Origin of the sequence: Pseudomonas sp. MF6755 (assembly GCF_016405635.1) — a bacterium.
Taxonomy (GTDB): domain Bacteria; phylum Pseudomonadota; class Gammaproteobacteria; order Pseudomonadales; family Pseudomonadaceae; genus Aquipseudomonas; species Aquipseudomonas haemolytica.
Genome location: NZ_JAEKDA010000009.1, coordinates 218,474 through 236,018, shown reverse-complemented (window position 1 = coordinate 236,018; position 17,545 = coordinate 218,474). Strand labels below are relative to the sequence as shown.

The window sequence follows — 17,545 nt, the reverse complement described above, 5'->3', positions numbered from 1 at the left end:
TTGGAAAACCGCGCATGAACCCTACTTCTCATCTGCCCTTTGGCCGCCTGGTGCTGGGACTGGCCTTTGCGGCCGCCCTGCCCGTCCAAGCCGACGACACCACCCTGACCGGCGACTGGGGCGGCCTGCGCCGCGAACTCGACGCACAAGGTGTGCGCTTTACCGGCGACTACAGCGGCGAGACCGCCTACAACGCCCACGGCGGCCAGCACCGCTCGGCGCGCTATTCGCAAAACCTCAAGCTCGGTGTGCAGTTCGACCTGGGCAAGCTCTACGGTTTCAACAACGGCGACCGTGTCCAGCTGACCATCAATGACCGGCGCGGCAACAGCGCCTCCGAGGATTTGGTCGGCAACCGCCTGCCGATCCAGGAAAACTACGGCGGCCTCTACACCCGTCTCACCGAGCTGAGCTACGAGCGCAGCCTGTTTACTCCTGCACTGAATGTGAAGCTCGGCTATATGGCCATGGGTAACGACCTTGGCGGCCTGGACAGCGGCATCCTGTGCAACTTCATGAATGCCGGTTTCTGCGGGCATCCGTTGAACATGTCCGGCGGCAGCGGCTGGGCCAACTACCCGAATGCGCATCTGGGCGCGCGAGTGAAATATGATTTTTCGCCGAACTGGCAACTGCGCGTGGCGGCGTTCAATGTCGACCCGTCCAGTAACGGCAACTCCAGCCGCGCCTGGCACCTGGGGCCCAAGCACACCACCGGCACCGTGGTGCCCATCGAGTTGATCTACAAGCACGCGGGCTCGCTGCCGGGTGAATACAAGCTGGGGTATTACTACGACAGCTCCAATGTGAAGCGCATTGGCAGCGATAAAACCGTCAGCGGTCGCGGTGGGCATTACCTGCTGATCGATCAAGCCGTGTGGGCTTCCGAGTCATCGCAAGGTCGCAGCCTGCACGCCTTCGGCCAGTACTCGGCCGCCAGCCAGGCGGCGTCGCCATTCACCAAGTGGTATGGCGCGGGCATGGTTCTGTACAAGCCGTTCGAAGGCCGCCCGCGGGATACCGTCGCCCTGGGTTACGGCCGTGCGGTGCCCAACCCCCGCAGTCGCGATGTGCAGGAGCTGGCAGCGTTCAATGCAGGCACGACCTATCCCGACCTGGACACTGCCGAACAGCTGATCGAACTCAGTTATGGCTATCAGGCCACGCCGTGGCTGACCCTGCGCCCGGATGTGCAATACATCATCGAACCGGGGGCGTTTTCCGGTGGCAACATCGACAACGCGCTGGTGCTGGGCCTGCAGGTCAAAGCGGTGTTCTGACCGGCAGCGTCAGCCGGCCCCCAGGGATTTGCCACGGCCACCGTTCTTGAGCATCGATGGGTTGATCCCGAACTGCTTGCGGAACGCCGTGGCGAAATGACTGGCATTGGCATAACCCAGGTCCGAGGCGATGCGCATCACCGACTCATTACCGCTCATCAAGCGGCTGCGCGCCTGGATCATGCGCATCTGCTGGAACACGCCGTAGACACTGTTGGAGAACAGTTGGCGAAACCCTCGGGTGAGCTTGGGCTGGCTCAAGCCGGACTCGCGGGCCAACTCCGACAGGCTCGGCGCCTTGCCCAGGTCCTCGAGCAATCGATCGCGGGCCCGCACCAGCCGCTGGCGGTCGGTGTGGCTGACGCGGCAGGAGCATTGCGCGTCCTGACGTGCTTCGAGGAACAAACTCACCAGCGTGACACTTTGCCCGTACAACCACAGGCTGCTGCGTGGCTGGGCGGGCGGCAGGCTGGTACCGTGGTCCATGGCCAAACCGAGCATGTGTGCAGTGGCGCTCATTTCACCGCTGCGGTGGCCGTCGAGAAAGCATTGCTCACAGGCCAACGCCTTGTGCAGCAGCGGGTCGAGTTTCAGCTCCCACTGGGCTAGCAGCTCGGGGCGGATCATGACGGTGATGTTGTCAATCTCGCCGTGCTGGTGATAAAGGCCATGGCGGCAGCGACCAAAGCTGATGCTGCCTGCGCCCTCGTCAATCGCATAGCGCCGTTGCCGACGCCCATCGCGAAAGCTGCACGCCGCCTTGCCCTTGAGCAGGTTGGTGAAACTGAAATGAATGCATTCGCTGTCGTCCTGCAACGGCAGTTCCACCGGCTGCTCGAAGGTGCTTTGCCAGCGCACGATATCCAGGCCCTCCTGCAGCGTCATGCGGGTGACCCGACAATGCGCCCCTGGCCCGAGATCGCTTCCATACCCTCCCGTAATGATTCGCGAGACCGGCATCGGCTCCCCTGCGCCTCCTTGAACGACTGACATCGTAAATCTCCTGGCTGACCGGATACGGCTCGAATCAGATCATATCGGGGTAGATGTGCGCAATTGATAATTATTAGCATTTGGCGCGCCGCAAACGCTACGCCAAACCGCCGCTGCCCTGCGCAACGCGCGCCGATCAGAATTCTCAGTCAAGGTCCCATCATGTCTGCACGATGCAACACGACGGCTACCCGCCAATCTTGCTACAAACGTAATAGTATAACAATAGCAATTGCACTGACACTGACCCATTCAGCTTTCGCCGCCAACAATGAGCCGCTGCAACTGCCCGCCTCGACGGTGACCGCGCGCATGGGCAAGGAAGATCCCAAGGAAGTGCCAATCAGCGTCAGTGTGATCAGCGGCGAGCAACTGCGTACCCAACGCCTCGACACCCTGGAAAGCGCCCTGCGCAATACCTCAGGGGTCAGCGTCAATTCTTCCGGCGGGCCGAATGACTTCAACGTGCTGATCCGAGGCGTGGGTTCGCTGTACCAGATGTCCATGGACGACAGCTCGGTGGCGTTCAATATCGACGGCGTGCCGGTGTCGTCGCGCAGCCTGGGCTTCGGCACCCTCGACGTCGACCGCATCGAAGTGCTCAAGGGCCCGCAGGGCACTCTGTCCGGTGCCATTGGCCAAGCCGGCGCGGTGAATATCACCACCCGCCAACCCACCCGCGAACTGCAAGGCTATGTGCGTGGCGAAGTCGGCCAGAAAGGCCAGTTTCTCACCGAGGGCGCCATCGGCGGGCCGCTCAGTGACAGCTTCAGCGGCCGACTGGCAGTGCGCCGTGCCGGCTACGACAGTTGGATCGACAACGACCAGACCCACCACCCCATCACCAAGCCGCGCAATGAGGCCTATCGCGGCAGCCTGTTGTGGGACCTCAACGATGACACCCAGGTGCTGTTCAGCGCCGAACGCCAGCAGACCGAACGCGCCACCAACTCCCTGGTGTTGCGCCCCTACGGCAGCCACCCGAGCCTGGACCTGACTCCCGGCCTGTTCGACGACAACGACAAGACCACCGAGCGCTACATGATCAAGGTCGATCACGACTTCGCCAACAGCCGCCTGACCTCCACCACCGCCACCGGCACTGCCGACTTCACCGGCTTGATCGCCTACGACAGCAAACTGATGGGCGCGCTCTATGGCACGCCCGGCGAGTTCTGGGTGGTGGACAAATCCTTTGAGCGCAGCTGGAGCCAGGACGTGCACCTGGGTTCACTGCCAGACTCCGACGTGTTCTGGGTCGCCGGCGTCGCCGCCAGCCGCAACGAGCGCAGCTACGATACCCCGCGCAATACCTACGGCACCTCCGGCGCGAAGTTCCGCGACTTCACCACCACCATCTACGCCGGCTACGGCGAAGTGACTTTCCCGCTGACCGAACGCCTGAAACTCACCACGGGCTACCGCCACTCCTGGGACCGCAAGACCTACAACGGCCAATATTTCGCAGGCTCGAGCGCTGTGGATGACTCGCGCAAACTCACCGACCACTACGCCACCGGTCGCGCCGCCCTGAGTTATGCGATCACCCCGCAGACCAACGTCTACGTGCAACTGGCACGGGGGTATAAGTCCGGAGGGTTCAATGACTATGCGTCCCAGGTCAGCGACAGCGCGCCCTACAAAGCCGCCGTCAGCAAGGCCGCCGAGCTGGGCTTCAAGAGCGAGACAGAAGACCGTCGCGGCAGCCTCAACGGCGCGCTGTTCTACACCCGTGTACACGACGATCACTTGCTCGGCTATGACGCCGCGACCTTTGCCACCAATGCCTTCAATGCCGACACCCGCACCCGCGGCGCCGAACTGGAAGGCACCTGGCGCTTCGACTACGGCCTGACCCTGGCCGCCAGCGCCACCTACCTCGACGCCAAGATCACCAGCGGCGTGCAAGGCATCCAGGCCGGTGACGTCGCCGCCGGCAACCGCACCCCGGATGTGCCACGCTGGAGCGGCAACTTCAACGCCAGCTGGAAGCACCCGTTGGGCAGCGTCGCCAGCCTTGGTGAAACCACCCTCAACACCAGCCTCAACTACCACCTGGTGGGTGAGCGCGCGGCCGATCCGCAGAATCATTTCAACCTGGATAACTACGAGAAACTCGACCTGCGGGCGGGGCTGGAGAGCAAGTTTGGAGAGGTGTATGCGTTTGCCGACAACCTGTTGAACCAGACGTATGACACCTATGGTTTCTACAGTGAGCCGGTGGCTTACGGGGCACCGTCGCGGCGGCGTACGTTGGGCGTAGGCTATTCCTATCAGTTCTGAACTGACGGCGATTCAGCCTGCTGTCCTCAGTCCAAATGTGGGAGGGGGCTTGCTCCCGATCGCGGTGGATCAGTCACAGATGTGCTGACTGACACTCCCCCATCGGGAGCAAGCCCCCTCCCACATTTTTAACCGAGTGCAGCCGGACTGCCTCAAAACTGATAGCTATACCCAACCCCCGCCGAACGCCCGCGCCCCGGCATCCCGGTCAACACCGTATCGGTGGAATACGCCCCATACAGGTCATACCGCGCATCCAGCAGATTATCGCCCCACAAGTAAACCTCCGACCCCCCACTCTCGACCCCAACGTGCAAATCGAGCTTGGCGTACCCCTTGAGGTCATAGTGGTTCTGCGGATCAGCCGGACGATTTTTCTGTACGCGATAATTGAGCAAAGTATTCAGGCGCGGCGCCGGCAAGCCCAGCAGTTCACCCAAGGGTTTGTTCCAGGCCACGCTGAAGTTGCCACTCCACAACGGCACATCCGGCACGCGGCTGCCCTTGGCCACATCACCACCGGAAACACCTGGCGCATCCGAGGTGACCACCGCGTTGGTGTAGCTGATGGCACTGCCCAGGGTCAGTTCATCGGTGACATGCCAGGTACTCGAAAACTCGGCACCTTTGCTGCGGGTGTCGGCATTCACTGCGCTGACCGCCATGCTTTTAAAGTCGTACCCCAGCAGGTGGTCATCCTGCACGCGGGTGATGAACAACGCACCTTCCAGGCTCAACGCACCGCTTTCGCTTTCATGCTTGAAGCCGACTTCGGCGGAGTTGACCTTGGCCGCCTTGTAGGGCTCGCTGTCCTTGATCGAGGTGGCGTAATCGTTGAACCCGGCCGACTTGTAGCCCCGTGACAACACCGCATACAAATTGGTCTGCGGCGTCCACGCGTAGCTCAGGGCCACGCGCCCGGTGTTGTAGTCGACCTGCAAGCGGCGGCTGTCGCTGACCAGGTTGCCGCCACCGGTGTAGTCGGCGCCGTAGGTCTTACGGTCCCAGGTGTGGCGCAGGCCGGTGGTGAGTTTCCAGTCTTCGGCAATCGGGAAGGTCACCTCGCCGTAGGCGGCATAGCTGTTGGTGGTGAAATCGCGCAGTTGTCGGGCGCCGTTGCTGAAGTTGGTCGAATCAAAGCTGCGCTCGGAGCGGGACAGGTTCACCCCGGTCACCCAGAACACCTGCGCATCCGCCAGCGAGCCCAGGCGCAGGTCCTGGCTCCAGACCCGCTCGTGGGCCACGTCTTCGACCAGGTACTCAAAAGGTTGACCATATAACGCCTGGGTGATGTTGCGATCGTAGCCCTTGATCGCCTTGAAGTCGGTGCTGGTGTAGGCGCTGATCGAGGTGATCCGGGCCTGGGCCAGGTCGTGGTTGAGCTCGAAGGAATAACGCTCGTTGGTCTTCTTGTTGCCGTTGAAGGTGCCCGGTGTGTAGTCGAGGCTTGGGCGATTGCCGAACGGGCGCAGGATCTCCGAGCCGGCGTAGTGATCGGCGCGCTGGCGCTCGGCGGTCAGCAGGCCGGTGGTGCCTTCGTCGTTGTCCCACAGCAGGCTGCCGCGCAGGGCCAGGTCGCGGGGTTGGGTCAGGGGGTCGCCGTCCTGCTGGTTGTCGACCCAGTTATCAAAGCCGCTGCGCCGCACCGCAATCCGCCCGGCCAGGGACTCGGTCAGCGGCCCACCCACTGCGCCTTCGGTCATGAACTGGCCTTGGTTGCCCACTTCACCGCGCACGTAGCCTTCCCGTTCACGCGTGGGTTTGCGCGTGGTGACATTGATCGCCCCGGCTTCACTGTTGCGCCCGAACAGCGTGCCTTGTGGCCCCTTGAGCACTTCCACTTGCTGCACGTCGAGGGTCGCCATCGCCGCGTTGCGCACCGACATCGGCACCCCGTCCACGTTCAGCACCACCGAGCCGTCATCCATGCTCATCTGGTTCAGCGAGCCGACCCCACGAATACGTACGTTGGCATCGTTGGCGCCGCCCCAGGAGTTCACATCTACCCCCGGCGTGGTACGCAAGGCATCTTCCAGGGTACGCAGGCGCCGGGTCTCGAGGGCTTGCCCATCGAGCACCGAGAGACCGAACGGAATATCCTTGGCACTCTCCTGGTTCAACCGCGCACTCACCGTCACCGGTGCCAGCTCGATAGTTTCGGCGCTGGCGGCCGGTTGATGGTCAGCGGCATAGGCCGCACACATCTGACTGGACAAGGTCAGCGCCATGGCTTGGGTCAATACGTTGGCCCGCCAACCGAGAGGACGACGCAGCGGCTGGATAGACAGTTCAGATGACATGACAAAGCTCCAAAAGGCAGGGATGGTTCAACTTCATTGCGCTGGCCCCCAGCGCTTGAGCGCGGTGGCAATCGCGGGATCGGAGGGCGCGCCCAGCAGGCCCTGGATCGCGGCTGGCCATCCCTGGCCGTGACGGACTTCGGCGGTCATCGTCGTGAGGTGTTCGGGGGTTTGTGCGGCGACCCAGTCAAGGCTGACCAGCGCTGCGTAACTGGCGGCCCAGCCCTGTTCGCGGGCATCGGCCAGGGTGCCGACCGGCTCACCGTCGTTGCCCAGGGCGCGGGTCAGGTCGTCGGCTGTCAGCTTGACCAACGCGGCACGGGCCTGAGCACCGTCGATATCCTCCACACACAGCAAGCCCACCGCCCCCGCCACACCCTGGCTCAGCCACAGGTAGCCGGGGGTTTGGCGCAAGTTGCTGGCGCTGATCAGCGATTGGCGGGCGAGCAGTTCGGCAATGTGGGCGCGACGTGCCCAGCGCCCGACGCCTGCCGCTGCCACGTCCCAATTGGGTGACTGGCTGAGCAGCAGGTGGCCGTGGCTCAAGCGGCTGGCGCCCATGCCGGCTGGCCACTGGCTCAGGTGTTCGACACGCGGGTAGCTGCCCAGGCGGCGCGCCACACAGGCACTCATCACGTCCAAGTCTTCCTGCACTTCACGGGCGGTCTGCTCACGACTGATATCTTTCTGAGCCGGCGTGGCGTAGGCAAAGTCCAATGGCCCCAGGCTGCTGCCGGTAAAGGCTTGGTCATCGACTGCAAGCTGCCATTGCCAGTTGCCGGCCGGTGCGACGGCATCTACTGCCACTGCCGCCCCCGCGGGCAACTGCGGCACCGCGGCGGGCAAACCGACTTCGTCACGCTGTGCCGGCGCACGCAACAGCCGCTCACTGTTCAGGCCCAGGCGCGGCACCACGCGGCGCGCTTCCAGCCATACGCCTTGGGGGCCAAGCCAAAACGCTTCGCCTTCGGCAGGCCAGCCATCAGCACTCACCGTCCAGTTCAAGACCACCTGGCAACCGCTCGCCGCGCACCCGTCCAAGGGCACACGCAGATGCTCGGTGGCCTGTTCAAACGCAACCGGTCGCCCCATCACGCTGACCGCCGTCACGTGCAGGCTCGGCGGTAACTCGGCATCCAGATGGGCAGCGATCACCCCGTCCAAGGTCCACTGGCCCACGACGTGCCGCGCCGCCGAATCAACCTGCAGCTGCAACCGCCCACCCGCCACCTGCCAGGCACTCGCCCCAGGCACCCAGCGCTGTTCCCAGTCGGCACGTTCGGCGCGTTGCTCGGCGACGGACTGGTACTCGCCCTGCTCCACCAGATGCCGCTGCAACGGCAAGCCACTGCCGAGCAAGCCGACGATGCCCAAGGCCAGCAACGCACCGGGCAGGCCGAGTAAACCACGGCGCACATCGCTCAACCGCCGACGCTCCGGGCCACGGGGCAAGGCCAGTGCCGCCACCGCGAGCAACACCAGGCAACCGGCGAGTTTCCAACTGGCCAAGGTGGCGAGAAACCCCAGCCATGGCGCCCAACCGATCAGCAGCGACACCCCCACATGCGCCGGGATCGCCATTGCATAGGCCGGGTAACTGACCAACCCCAACTCATGGTTGAGCACCAGGAAAAACGTCAGCAGCATCGAAGTGGCATAGGCCAGCCCGGAGCGGCGAATCAGCGCGTGCACCAGCACCGCAAGCATCGCCAGTTCCAGCAGCGGCGGCGCGAACACCAGCGCCTGATACACCAGCACAAAACCCGGCGCCAGGCTGTCGGGCGCGACAATCGCACTGATCAGCAAGCTGGCCAGGCCCGGCACCAACGCCAGGGCCAGTGTCGCTATCAGCACACAGGCCACCCGCCCCAACAGACGCAGCCAGGACGGCGCAGGCGTCGACTGCAGCATGGCGCCAAAGCCTTCGACGTCATCGCGTCGGCACACCAGCCCGACCAGGGCCGCGACGATAAACGCGATCACCAGAAACAACGCACTCGACAGCAACGGCAGGGTCAGATCCGCCCGGGGCACCATCGGCCCACGCGCATGCCACACGCCATGGACAAAGCCACTGAGCACGCCCATCACCAACAGCAACCCGAGGGCCACCCACCAGATGCGCCGGGCGAACAACTGGCGTACCTGCCAACGTACCTCGCACCACAAGGCGCGCGGCCACTGGCTGCTCACCAGCGGGCCAGGCAAGGTCACCGCGCTCGCCAGCAGCATCGGCGGCTCGGCCAACACCGCCCCGCTACGCCTGCCCATCAAGCCCTGGCGCGTGGTGCGGGCCAATACGACGGCCAGCAACAGCAGCGGCACCGCGCACCACAACACACGGTTAAGCCAGAACCCGGGAGTCAGGGCCAGCAGCGATTGGGACTTTTGCGCGGCGCTCCAAGTCTCCACCTGAGCCTGGGCAAAGGTAAACAATGACGGGTCCAGGCTGGCGGCCAACAGCGGGTTGATATGCCCGCCCTTGAGTACCACCACGGCAAACATCCACAACAGCATCAACACCGTCGCCAACCCGAACGGCGCCGCCAGGCCACGGCTGCGCAACGCCAGCAGGTAATACAACGCACCGATCCCGGTGCTGACCGGCAACAGCAAGGCGACCCAGGCAAACCCCAGCGCCGACCACATTGGCGCACCGATACTGGCCGCCGGCACCCAGCCGAGCCAGCCCAGTACCGGGCTGACCAGGAAGCCGACGATCAGCGAACTGGCGAGCAAGCCGCCCACCAACGCCGCACCGATAAAGCGCCCCCACAGCAGCGCCGGCAGCGACAGCGGCAACGCCAACAACACCTCTTCCAACTGCGCCTTGCGGTCGCGCAAGGCCGGTTGCGCGAACACCCAGGCCCAGGCGAAAAACAGAAAAAACATGCAACCGCAGGACATCAGGTAGATCAGGCTCGGCGCATTGCGTGCAATGTCGCTGGCACCCATTTTCTGCACGTAGTCGGCATTAGTCAGGGACATCAGCAAATAGCCGGTCAAGCCCAGGAACACCAGCAACGGAATCCCGCTGCGTAGCCCGGCGCGGACTTCCACCCAGGCCTCGCGCATCAACAGAGCAAAAGTATTCATGCCTCGAGCGCCTCACCGGCCTGGGCCAGCGCCAGGTAATAGATGTCTTCCAGGCGCGGCGCGTGGGGTGTGAAGCGCGGGTCAGCCGGGCGCTCGCCGTGTACGATCACGCGGCTGCCGGCGGGGCTGGCCGCCACATGCAAGGCGGCGGGCAGCGGCTCACCACGGCCGAACGAGGCTTCCCACAAGCGGCCCTGCTCGGCGCCGAGCAAGTCCGCCGGGCGGCCCTCGACAATAATCCGCCCACCGGCCAGTACCGCCAGGCGGCTGCACAGGTTCTCGACATCTTCGACAATATGGGTCGACAGCAGCACGATGGACTCAGCCGCCACATCCGCCAGCACCCGGTGAAAGCGGTTGCGCTCAGCCGGGTCGAGGCCGGCGGTGGGCTCATCGACAATCAGCAGGCGCGGCGAGCCGATCAGGGCCATAGCGATGCCGAAGCGGCGCAACATGCCTCCCGAATACGTGGCGAGCGCCCGGTGCGCGGCTTCTTGCAGGTTGACCTTGGCCAGCAGGCCCTCGACTTCCTCGCGACGCTGGCGGGTGTCGGTACGGCCCTTTAGCCAGGCAAACCGATCGAGCAAATCCCGCGCACTCACCCCAGGGTAGGCGCCCAACTGCTGCGGCAGGTAACCCAGGCGGCGGCGCAAATGCTCGGAGTCGGCCAACACATCCACGCCATCGAGCTGGATGCTGCCCGCATCCGGTAGCTGCAAGGTCGCCAAGGTACGCATCAGGCTGCTTTTACCCGCACCATTGGGGCCAAGCAAACCGTACATGCCCGGCCCCACGCTCAGGTCCACGCCGCGCAGCGCTTCGACGCCGTTGGTGTAGCGCTTGCACAAACCGCGCACCTGTAAACCTGAATTGACTGACATCCACAACTCCATCAAGGACAAGCCCTGCAAAAGGGCGGCGAGCGACGGTAGTCAAGGCCGGTGGCGCGGCTCTACCCGATTCAAGTCATTTTCCAACCGTATCCCGCGCAGTGATCGGCGTTACGCCCCACCGCCGCCACGCCCTGCCCCGTGCTTGGCAAACGGATACGGGGCAAAAACGATTCGATCCGGGTAGTCCACATAATGAGAATGACTAGCATCACCTTCCACGCATTGACCTGCCCCCAGCGCCTGGGCCAACCCCGGCCCGGGCCCTAGCGATGAGAAGACGTTGAGCCATGGCCACTTCCAGCACCTCAACCGCAACACTGCTGCGCCGTTCCCTGTCCGAAGCCCTGGGCCAGCCCGCCGACCAGATTCCCCTGGAGGCCAACCTGATCGAATGGGGGCTGGATTCCGTCACCCTGATCCGCCTCGCCGGCCAATGGCGACGCCAGGGCCTGGCCGCACGTTTCGCCGAGTTGGTGGCCGACCCACGCCTGTGCGCCTGGCTGGCGCTGCTTGACGGCGCGCCCGCTGCCCCGGCGCCCCTCAATCACAGTGCGGACGACGGCCTGCCCTTCGAGTTGGCGCCCATGCAACACGCGTACTGGATCGGCCGTGCCCCTGGCCAAGCGCTGGGCGGTGTGGCCGCGCACTTCTACAACGAATTCGACGGTCACGGGGTTGATCCGACCCGCTTGGAAGCTGCGGTACATGCCCTGCTGGCACGCCACCCGATGCTGCGTGCGCAGTTTCTCGACGATGGCCGCCAACAGATCCTGCCGCGCAGCCCGTGGGCAGGGCTGAAGGTGCATGACCTGCGCCAGGCCGATGCCGCACAGGTGCAACAACAACTGGAGGCCTTGCGCGCCGAGTTGTCCCATCGCCAGTTGGCGGTGGAACACGGCCAGGTGCTGGACATCCAGTTATCGCTATTGCCCCAAGGCACGCGCCTGCACCTGAACCTCGACATGCTCGCCGCCGACGCCTTGAGCCTGCGTACCCTGCTGGGCGACCTGGTGCAGTTGTATCGGCAACAACCGCTGCCCGCACTGAACTACAGCTTCCCCTGCTACCTGGCCGACCTGCGCCAGGAACAGGCCAGCCCTGAGCACCGTGAACGCCACCGACAAGCCCGCGACCATTGGTTGCAGCGCCTGGACGCGTTACCCGGCGCGCCACGCCTGCCGATCAAGGCCCAGGGCGATGAGCGTCAGGTGCGCCGCCGTCACCACTGGTTGTCGCCGTCCCAGCGCCAGGCGTTTGAACGCCACGCCCGCGAGCACGCCCTTACCCCGGCCATGGCCCTGGCGGCAGTGTTTTGCGAAGCCCTCGGCGCCTGGTGCGAATCACCCGAGCTGTTGCTCAACCTGCCGTTGTTTAACCGCACGCCGCTGCATGCCGATGTCGAGCACCTGGTCGGCGACTTCACCTCATCAATCCTGCTGGCTTGGGATGGCCGTGTGGCCGGCACCTTCGCCGCCCGCGCCACAGCGCTGCAACGGCGTTTCCACGGCGATGCGGAGCACAGTGCGTTTTCGGGGCTTGAGGTATTGCGCGAACTGTCCCGCCATCGCGGCGAGCAAGTGCTGGCGCCGGTGGTGTACACCAGCGCCCTGGGCCTGGGGGAATTGTTCGCCGAGGGCGTACAGGCGAGTTTCGGCCAGCCGGCGTGGATCATTTCCCAGGGCCCGCAGGTGTGGCTGGACGCCCAGGTCACCGAGCTGGACGGCGGCATCCTGGTTAACCTCGACGCCCGTGAAGGGCTGTTTGCCGACGGCGTACTGGATGGGCTGTTCGACGCCTATACCGGCCTGTTACAGCGCTTGTGCCATGACGCCACGGCCTGGGATCAGCCAGTGCCGGCACTGATCCCCGCGCGCCAACTTGACGTACGCAGCGCCGCCCAAGGCCAATCGGTAGCGCTACCGGTCGAGCGCCTGCACGAGCGTTTTTTTACCCAGGCGCAATTGACGCCGATGCTGCCCGCACTGCTGCACGGCGATTGCGCCATCACGTATGGCGAGTTGGCCGAGCGTGCCTTGGGCGTCGCGGCCTACCTCGAAGGCCAAGGCGTGCAGCGCGGTGACGTAGTGGCCCTGCAACTGCAAAAGGGCCCCGAGCAGGTGATCGCGGTGCTGGGCATCCTCGCGTGCAGCGCCACTTACCTGCCCATCGGCGTCGACCAGCCTGCCACGCGTTGCCGCAAGATCTGCGATGCCTCCGGCGCACGCTTGCTGCTCACCCAGTTGCCGCACGTTGGCAGCGCACTGCCGGCGCCACGAGCCGGGGCGATCAGCGACCTGGCGTACATCCTTTACACCTCCGGCTCCACCGGTGAACCCAAGGGCGTGGAGATCAGCCACCTGGCCGCCGCCAACACCCTGGAGGACCTGCAACGGCGCTTGCAGCTCAACCATAACGACCGAATCCTGGCGCTCTCCGCACTGGAATTCGACCTGTCGGTGTTCGACCTGTTTGCCGCGCTGGCCTGCGGTGCGGCGGTGATCCTGATCGAGCCCGACGCGCAACGCGACGCCCTGCGCTGGCGCGAACTGGCCGTGCAGCACCGCGCCAGCGTGCTCAATTGTGTGCCGGCGCTGCTCGACATGCTGCTTGGCTGCGCCGACGCTCCACTGCCGCTGCGTGCGGTATTACTCGGCGGTGACAAGGTCGCGCCGCAGCTGGCGCCGCGCCTGTGGGCCCAACCCCCCGGCTGCCGCTTCATGGCCCTGGGCGGTGCGACGGAAGCGGCGATTCACTCGACACTGTTTGAAGTCGTGCCCGGCCAGGCGCTGGACTGGCACTGCCTGCCCTACGGCAAGCCACTGGACAACGTCAGCCTGCGCATCGTCGACCAGCATGGCCATGACTGCCCGGACTGGGTGGCCGGTGAACTGTGGATCGGCGGTGCCGGGGTGGCCGAAGGTTATCGGGGTGATCCGCTGCGCAGTGCCGAACGCTTTGTGAAGTATCAGGGCCTGCGCTGGTACCGCACCGGCGACAGTGCGCGCTACCACCCCGACGGCACCGTCGAGTTCCTTGGGCGCAACGACTTCCAACTCAAGCTGCACGGCTACCGTATCGAAGCCGGTGAAGTGGAGCATGCGTTGCTGGCCTGCCCCGGCGTCGAACAGGCAGTGGCGCTGCTCGCCGGCCAGCACCTGGCGGCGGTGGTGCGCCTGGCAAATGGCCCGGCGCACCCTACTGCGCTGGAGCTGCCGGGCCTGGCCGAGCGCCTGCCCGCCTATATGATTCCCAGCCTGATCCTTGGCTGTGCACAGTGGCCGTTGACCGCCAATGGCAAGGTGGATCGCAAGGCGCTGAACGGCTGGCTGGCCGATCATAGCGGCGCTGCCACGGCCCAGCTGTCGCCGCCCTGCGGGGCCATCGAACAACAGGTGGCCCGAGCCTGGCAGCAGTTACTTGGCTGTGGCGAAGTCTGCCGCGAGCACAACTTTTTTGCCTTGGGTGGCGACTCCCTGAGCGCCACACGCCTGGTGCGCCTGCTGGCCGAGCAAGGCTTGGGCGGTGCACGCATCGCCCAGGTATTCGCCAAGCCGGTGCTGGCGCAGTTTTGTGCCAGCCTGCATCAACAGGCCCAGGCCGAGCCTCAGCGCAGCCTGGTACCGGACATCGCCCAGCGCCACGCGCCCTTCCCCATCACCGAGGTGCAGCAAGCCTACTGGCTAGGCCGTGACCCGAGCCTGGTGCTGGGCGGCGTGAGCTGCCACTTCTACCGCGAATACGAGGTCGAAGACCTCGACCTGCCGCGCCTGCAACACGCCCTCGGGCGCCTGATCGAGCGCCACGAAATGCTGCGCGCGGTGTTCGATCACGCGGGCCAGGCGCGCATCCTCCCACAGGTGCCCACCTTCGTGATCGGCCAGCGCCACACCAGCTTCGACGCACTGCGCGCACACTGTGCCCACCGCGTATTCGATCCGGCCCAATGGCCACTGTTCGATGTGCAGGTGGTGACCCAGGGCCGCCATACACGCCTGGCGATCAGCCTGGACAACCTGATCCTCGACGCCCTGAGCATCCTGCGGTTCTATGCCGAACTCGACGCGTTATACCGCGAGCCGACGCTGGCCCTGACGCCACTGGAACTGTCGTTTCGTGACTACCAAATGCAGTCGCGCGTGGAGCCTGCCGAACTGCACGCCGCGCAACGCTTCTGGCAGGCACGCTTGCCCGAACTGCCGCCGCACCCGCAACTGCCCCTGGCTGCCGACCCCGCCAGCCTGGGCCAGCCACGTTTCGAACGCCTGCAAGGGCAGGTCAACGCCGATGCCTGGCGAGCGATCCTGGCCAAGGCTCAACAGCATGGTTTGACCGCCTCGGCGGTGCTGCTCTGTGCATTTGCCGAAACCCTCGGGCGCTGGAGTGCGCGCCCGGACCTGAGCCTCAACCTCACGCTGTTCGACCGCCGTGCGGTGCACCCACAGATCGATCAGGTCATGGGCGATTTCACCTCCCTGACCCTGCTCGGTTATGTCCCCGTGGCGGGCGAACGCTGGATCGACCGCGCACGGCGCACCCAGCAGCATCTGGGTGACGCCCTGGAGCACCGCTGCGTCGGTTCGGTAAGTTTGCTGCGCCAACTGGCGCGCAGCAGCGGCGAACAACAGGTCAGCATGCCGGTGGTCTTCACCAGCGCCTTGGGGGTGCCGGATGGCACTGCCGCGCCGCTGGACGGGCCGTTCGCCAAACAGGTATTCGGCCTGACCCAGACCCCGCAGGTGTGGCTCGACCATCAGGTGGTGGAAGCCGACGGCGGCATCGCCCTGAACTGGGACCGGGTGGTCGGCCTGTTTCCCGACGGGCTCGTGGAAGCGATGTTCGACGCCTACCTGCACAGCCTCAACTGGCTGGCCGAACACGTCTGGGACAGCGCCCCGCCGGACTTGCTGCCCCTGGCCCAGGCACAGGTGCGCGCCCGACTGAATGCCCCTGGCCCCGGCGTGCCGCGTGACTCAACCTTGCACCAGGGCTTCTTCCAGCACGCGCACCACACCCCGCAACGCCCCGCTTTGTTGTGGGGCGAGCAGGGCAGCCTGAGCTATGGCGAACTCGCCGAGCGTGCGCTGCGCATCGCCCGCAGCCTGATGGACGCAGGCGTCGCAGCCGGTGACCTGGTGGCAGTGTCCCTGGCCAAGGGGCCGCAACAGCTCGCCAGTGTGCTGGGGGTGCTGGCCGCCGGCGCCGCCTACCTGCCGGTGGGTGTCGACCAACCGTTGCAGCGTTGCCAGCGCATCCTGCAACAGGCCGGCGTCAGCCTGATCCTCGCCGAGCACGACCCGCAACTGCCGGGCGTCAAACATCTCAAGCCGTCCCAGGCGCAAAGCGCTGAACCGCTGTTGGCCCCGCTGGCGGTGTGCGCCAACCAACTGGCCTATGTGATCTACACCTCCGGCTCCACCGGCCAACCCAAGGGCGTGGAAATCACCCATCGCGCCGCGATGAACACCGTGGCCGAGATCAACCGCTGCTACGGCATCGATGCGTCAGACCGTGGCCTGGCGCTATCGGCGCTGGACTTCGACTTGTCGGTGTATGACCTGTTCGGCCTGCTCTCGGTAGGCGGCGCCCTAGTATTGATCGACGAAGACCAGCGCCGTGATGCCCGCGCCTGGCTCAAGGCCCTGCAACAGCACCACGTGAGCCTGTGGAACAGCGTGCCGGCATTGCTCGATATGCTGCTGGAAGCCAACACTCTGGAGCAGCAACCCCTGGCATTGAAAGTGGCACTGTTGTCGGGCGACTGGATTGGCCTCGACCTGCCACAACGCCTGCGACAACAAGCCCCGAACTGCCGCTTTATCGCCCTCGGCGGTGCGACCGAAGCGGCGATCTGGTCCAACCATTTCGAGGTGCGGCAGCCGCTGCCGGGCTGGCGTTCGATCCCCTACGGCGTGCCGCTGGCGAACCAGGCTTACCGCGTGGTGGACGCCCTTGGTCGCGACTGCCCGGACTGGGTCACCGGCGAGTTGTGGATCGGCGGCGCCGGCGTCGCACGCGGCTACCGTCATGCCCCGCAGTTGAATGCCGAGCGTTTTGTCGACGGCTGGTACCGCACCGGCGACCTGGGGCGCTACCACCCGGACGGCTTGCTGGAATTTCTGGGGCGCGCCGACACCCAGGTGAAGATTCGTGGCCATCGCATCGAGCTGGGTGAAGTTGAAGCCGCCCTGGCCCGTCATCCCTGCGTGAACCAGGCCGTGGCGTTGGTCGCGGACCAGCGCTTGCTCGCCGCCGTCTCCGCCAGTACCTGCGCCGAGGTGCTGGCCCTGCACCTGGAGCAGTGCTTGCCAGCCTATATGCGCCCGGAACAGATTCTGGTGCTGGATCGCCTGCCGCTGAGCAGCAACGGCAAGGTCGATCGCCGTGCCTTGCTCGCGCCGCTGGCCGCTGCAGCCCAGGCCCGCCCGGCGCAGGATGAAGCCCCGCTGAGCGGCGCTGAACAGTTGGTTGCCGAGTTGTGGCAGCAGTTACTCAACGTGCCCAGCGTGTCGCGCCACGACAACTTTTTCCGCCTGGGCGGCGACAGCCTGTTGGCCACACGGTTTCTCGAAATGCTACGCAGCCGCCTCGGCCTGGAACTGCCCATGGGCCAGTTGTTCGGCGCCGCCAGCCTGTTGGAAGTGGCGCAAACCCTCGAGCGCCAGCCTACCCCGCACACCGTTGAAGAGGGCGTTATCTGATG

At 65.2% G+C, this 17,545-nt stretch carries 7 protein-coding genes; 3 read left to right on the top strand and 4 right to left on the bottom strand.

The window, feature by feature from the left end; genetic code table 11:
• Positions 1 to 14 precede the first annotated feature (14 nt).
• Entirely contained in the window at positions 15 to 1,280 is a 1,266-nt protein-coding gene (locus JFT66_RS14280; RefSeq protein WP_198859485.1) for a carbohydrate porin, read from the top strand.
• A 9-nt stretch (positions 1,281 to 1,289) separates the two neighbouring features.
• Here JFT66_RS14280 and JFT66_RS14275 read toward each other — a convergent pair whose 3' ends face one another.
• Positions 1,290 to 2,165, bottom strand: coding sequence for a helix-turn-helix domain-containing protein (locus JFT66_RS14275; RefSeq protein WP_233097096.1), 876 nt, complete (start codon positions 2,163 to 2,165; stop codon positions 1,290 to 1,292).
• Positions 2,166 to 2,435: 270 nt separating this feature from the next.
• Here JFT66_RS14275 and JFT66_RS14270 point away from each other — a divergent pair, with 270 nt between their 5' ends.
• Positions 2,436 to 4,556 (top strand): TonB-dependent receptor, encoded by a 2,121-nt coding sequence (locus tag JFT66_RS14270; protein WP_233097095.1) that lies wholly within the window; start codon positions 2,436 to 2,438, stop codon positions 4,554 to 4,556.
• Positions 4,557 to 4,708: 152 nt separating this feature from the next.
• On the opposite strand, the gene JFT66_RS14265 is transcribed toward JFT66_RS14270, so the two are convergent.
• From JFT66_RS14265 to JFT66_RS14255, 3 genes are read right to left on the bottom strand one after another with little or no spacing between them, the layout of a single operon-like run.
• Complete coding sequence (locus JFT66_RS14265) at positions 4,709 to 6,856, bottom strand: TonB-dependent receptor (RefSeq protein WP_198859484.1); 2,148 nt, start codon at positions 6,854 to 6,856, stop codon at positions 4,709 to 4,711.
• 33 nt (positions 6,857 to 6,889) lie between these two features.
• On the bottom strand, positions 6,890 to 9,952 hold the full coding sequence (locus tag JFT66_RS14260; protein ID WP_198859483.1) for a hypothetical protein: 3,063 nt from the start codon (positions 9,950 to 9,952) through the stop codon (positions 6,890 to 6,892).
• Entirely contained in the window at positions 9,949 to 10,833 is an 885-nt protein-coding gene (locus JFT66_RS14255; RefSeq protein WP_198859482.1) for an ABC transporter ATP-binding protein, read from the bottom strand. Before JFT66_RS14255 ends, JFT66_RS14260 begins: the two co-directional genes overlap by 4 nt.
• A 299-nt stretch (positions 10,834 to 11,132) precedes the next feature.
• On the opposite strand from JFT66_RS14255, the gene JFT66_RS14250 reads away from it, so the two are divergent.
• A complete protein-coding gene (locus JFT66_RS14250; RefSeq protein ID WP_198859481.1) occupies positions 11,133 to 17,543 on the top strand; it encodes a non-ribosomal peptide synthetase in 6,411 nt (2,136 codons plus the stop codon).
• Positions 17,544 to 17,545: the final 2 nt, after the last annotated feature.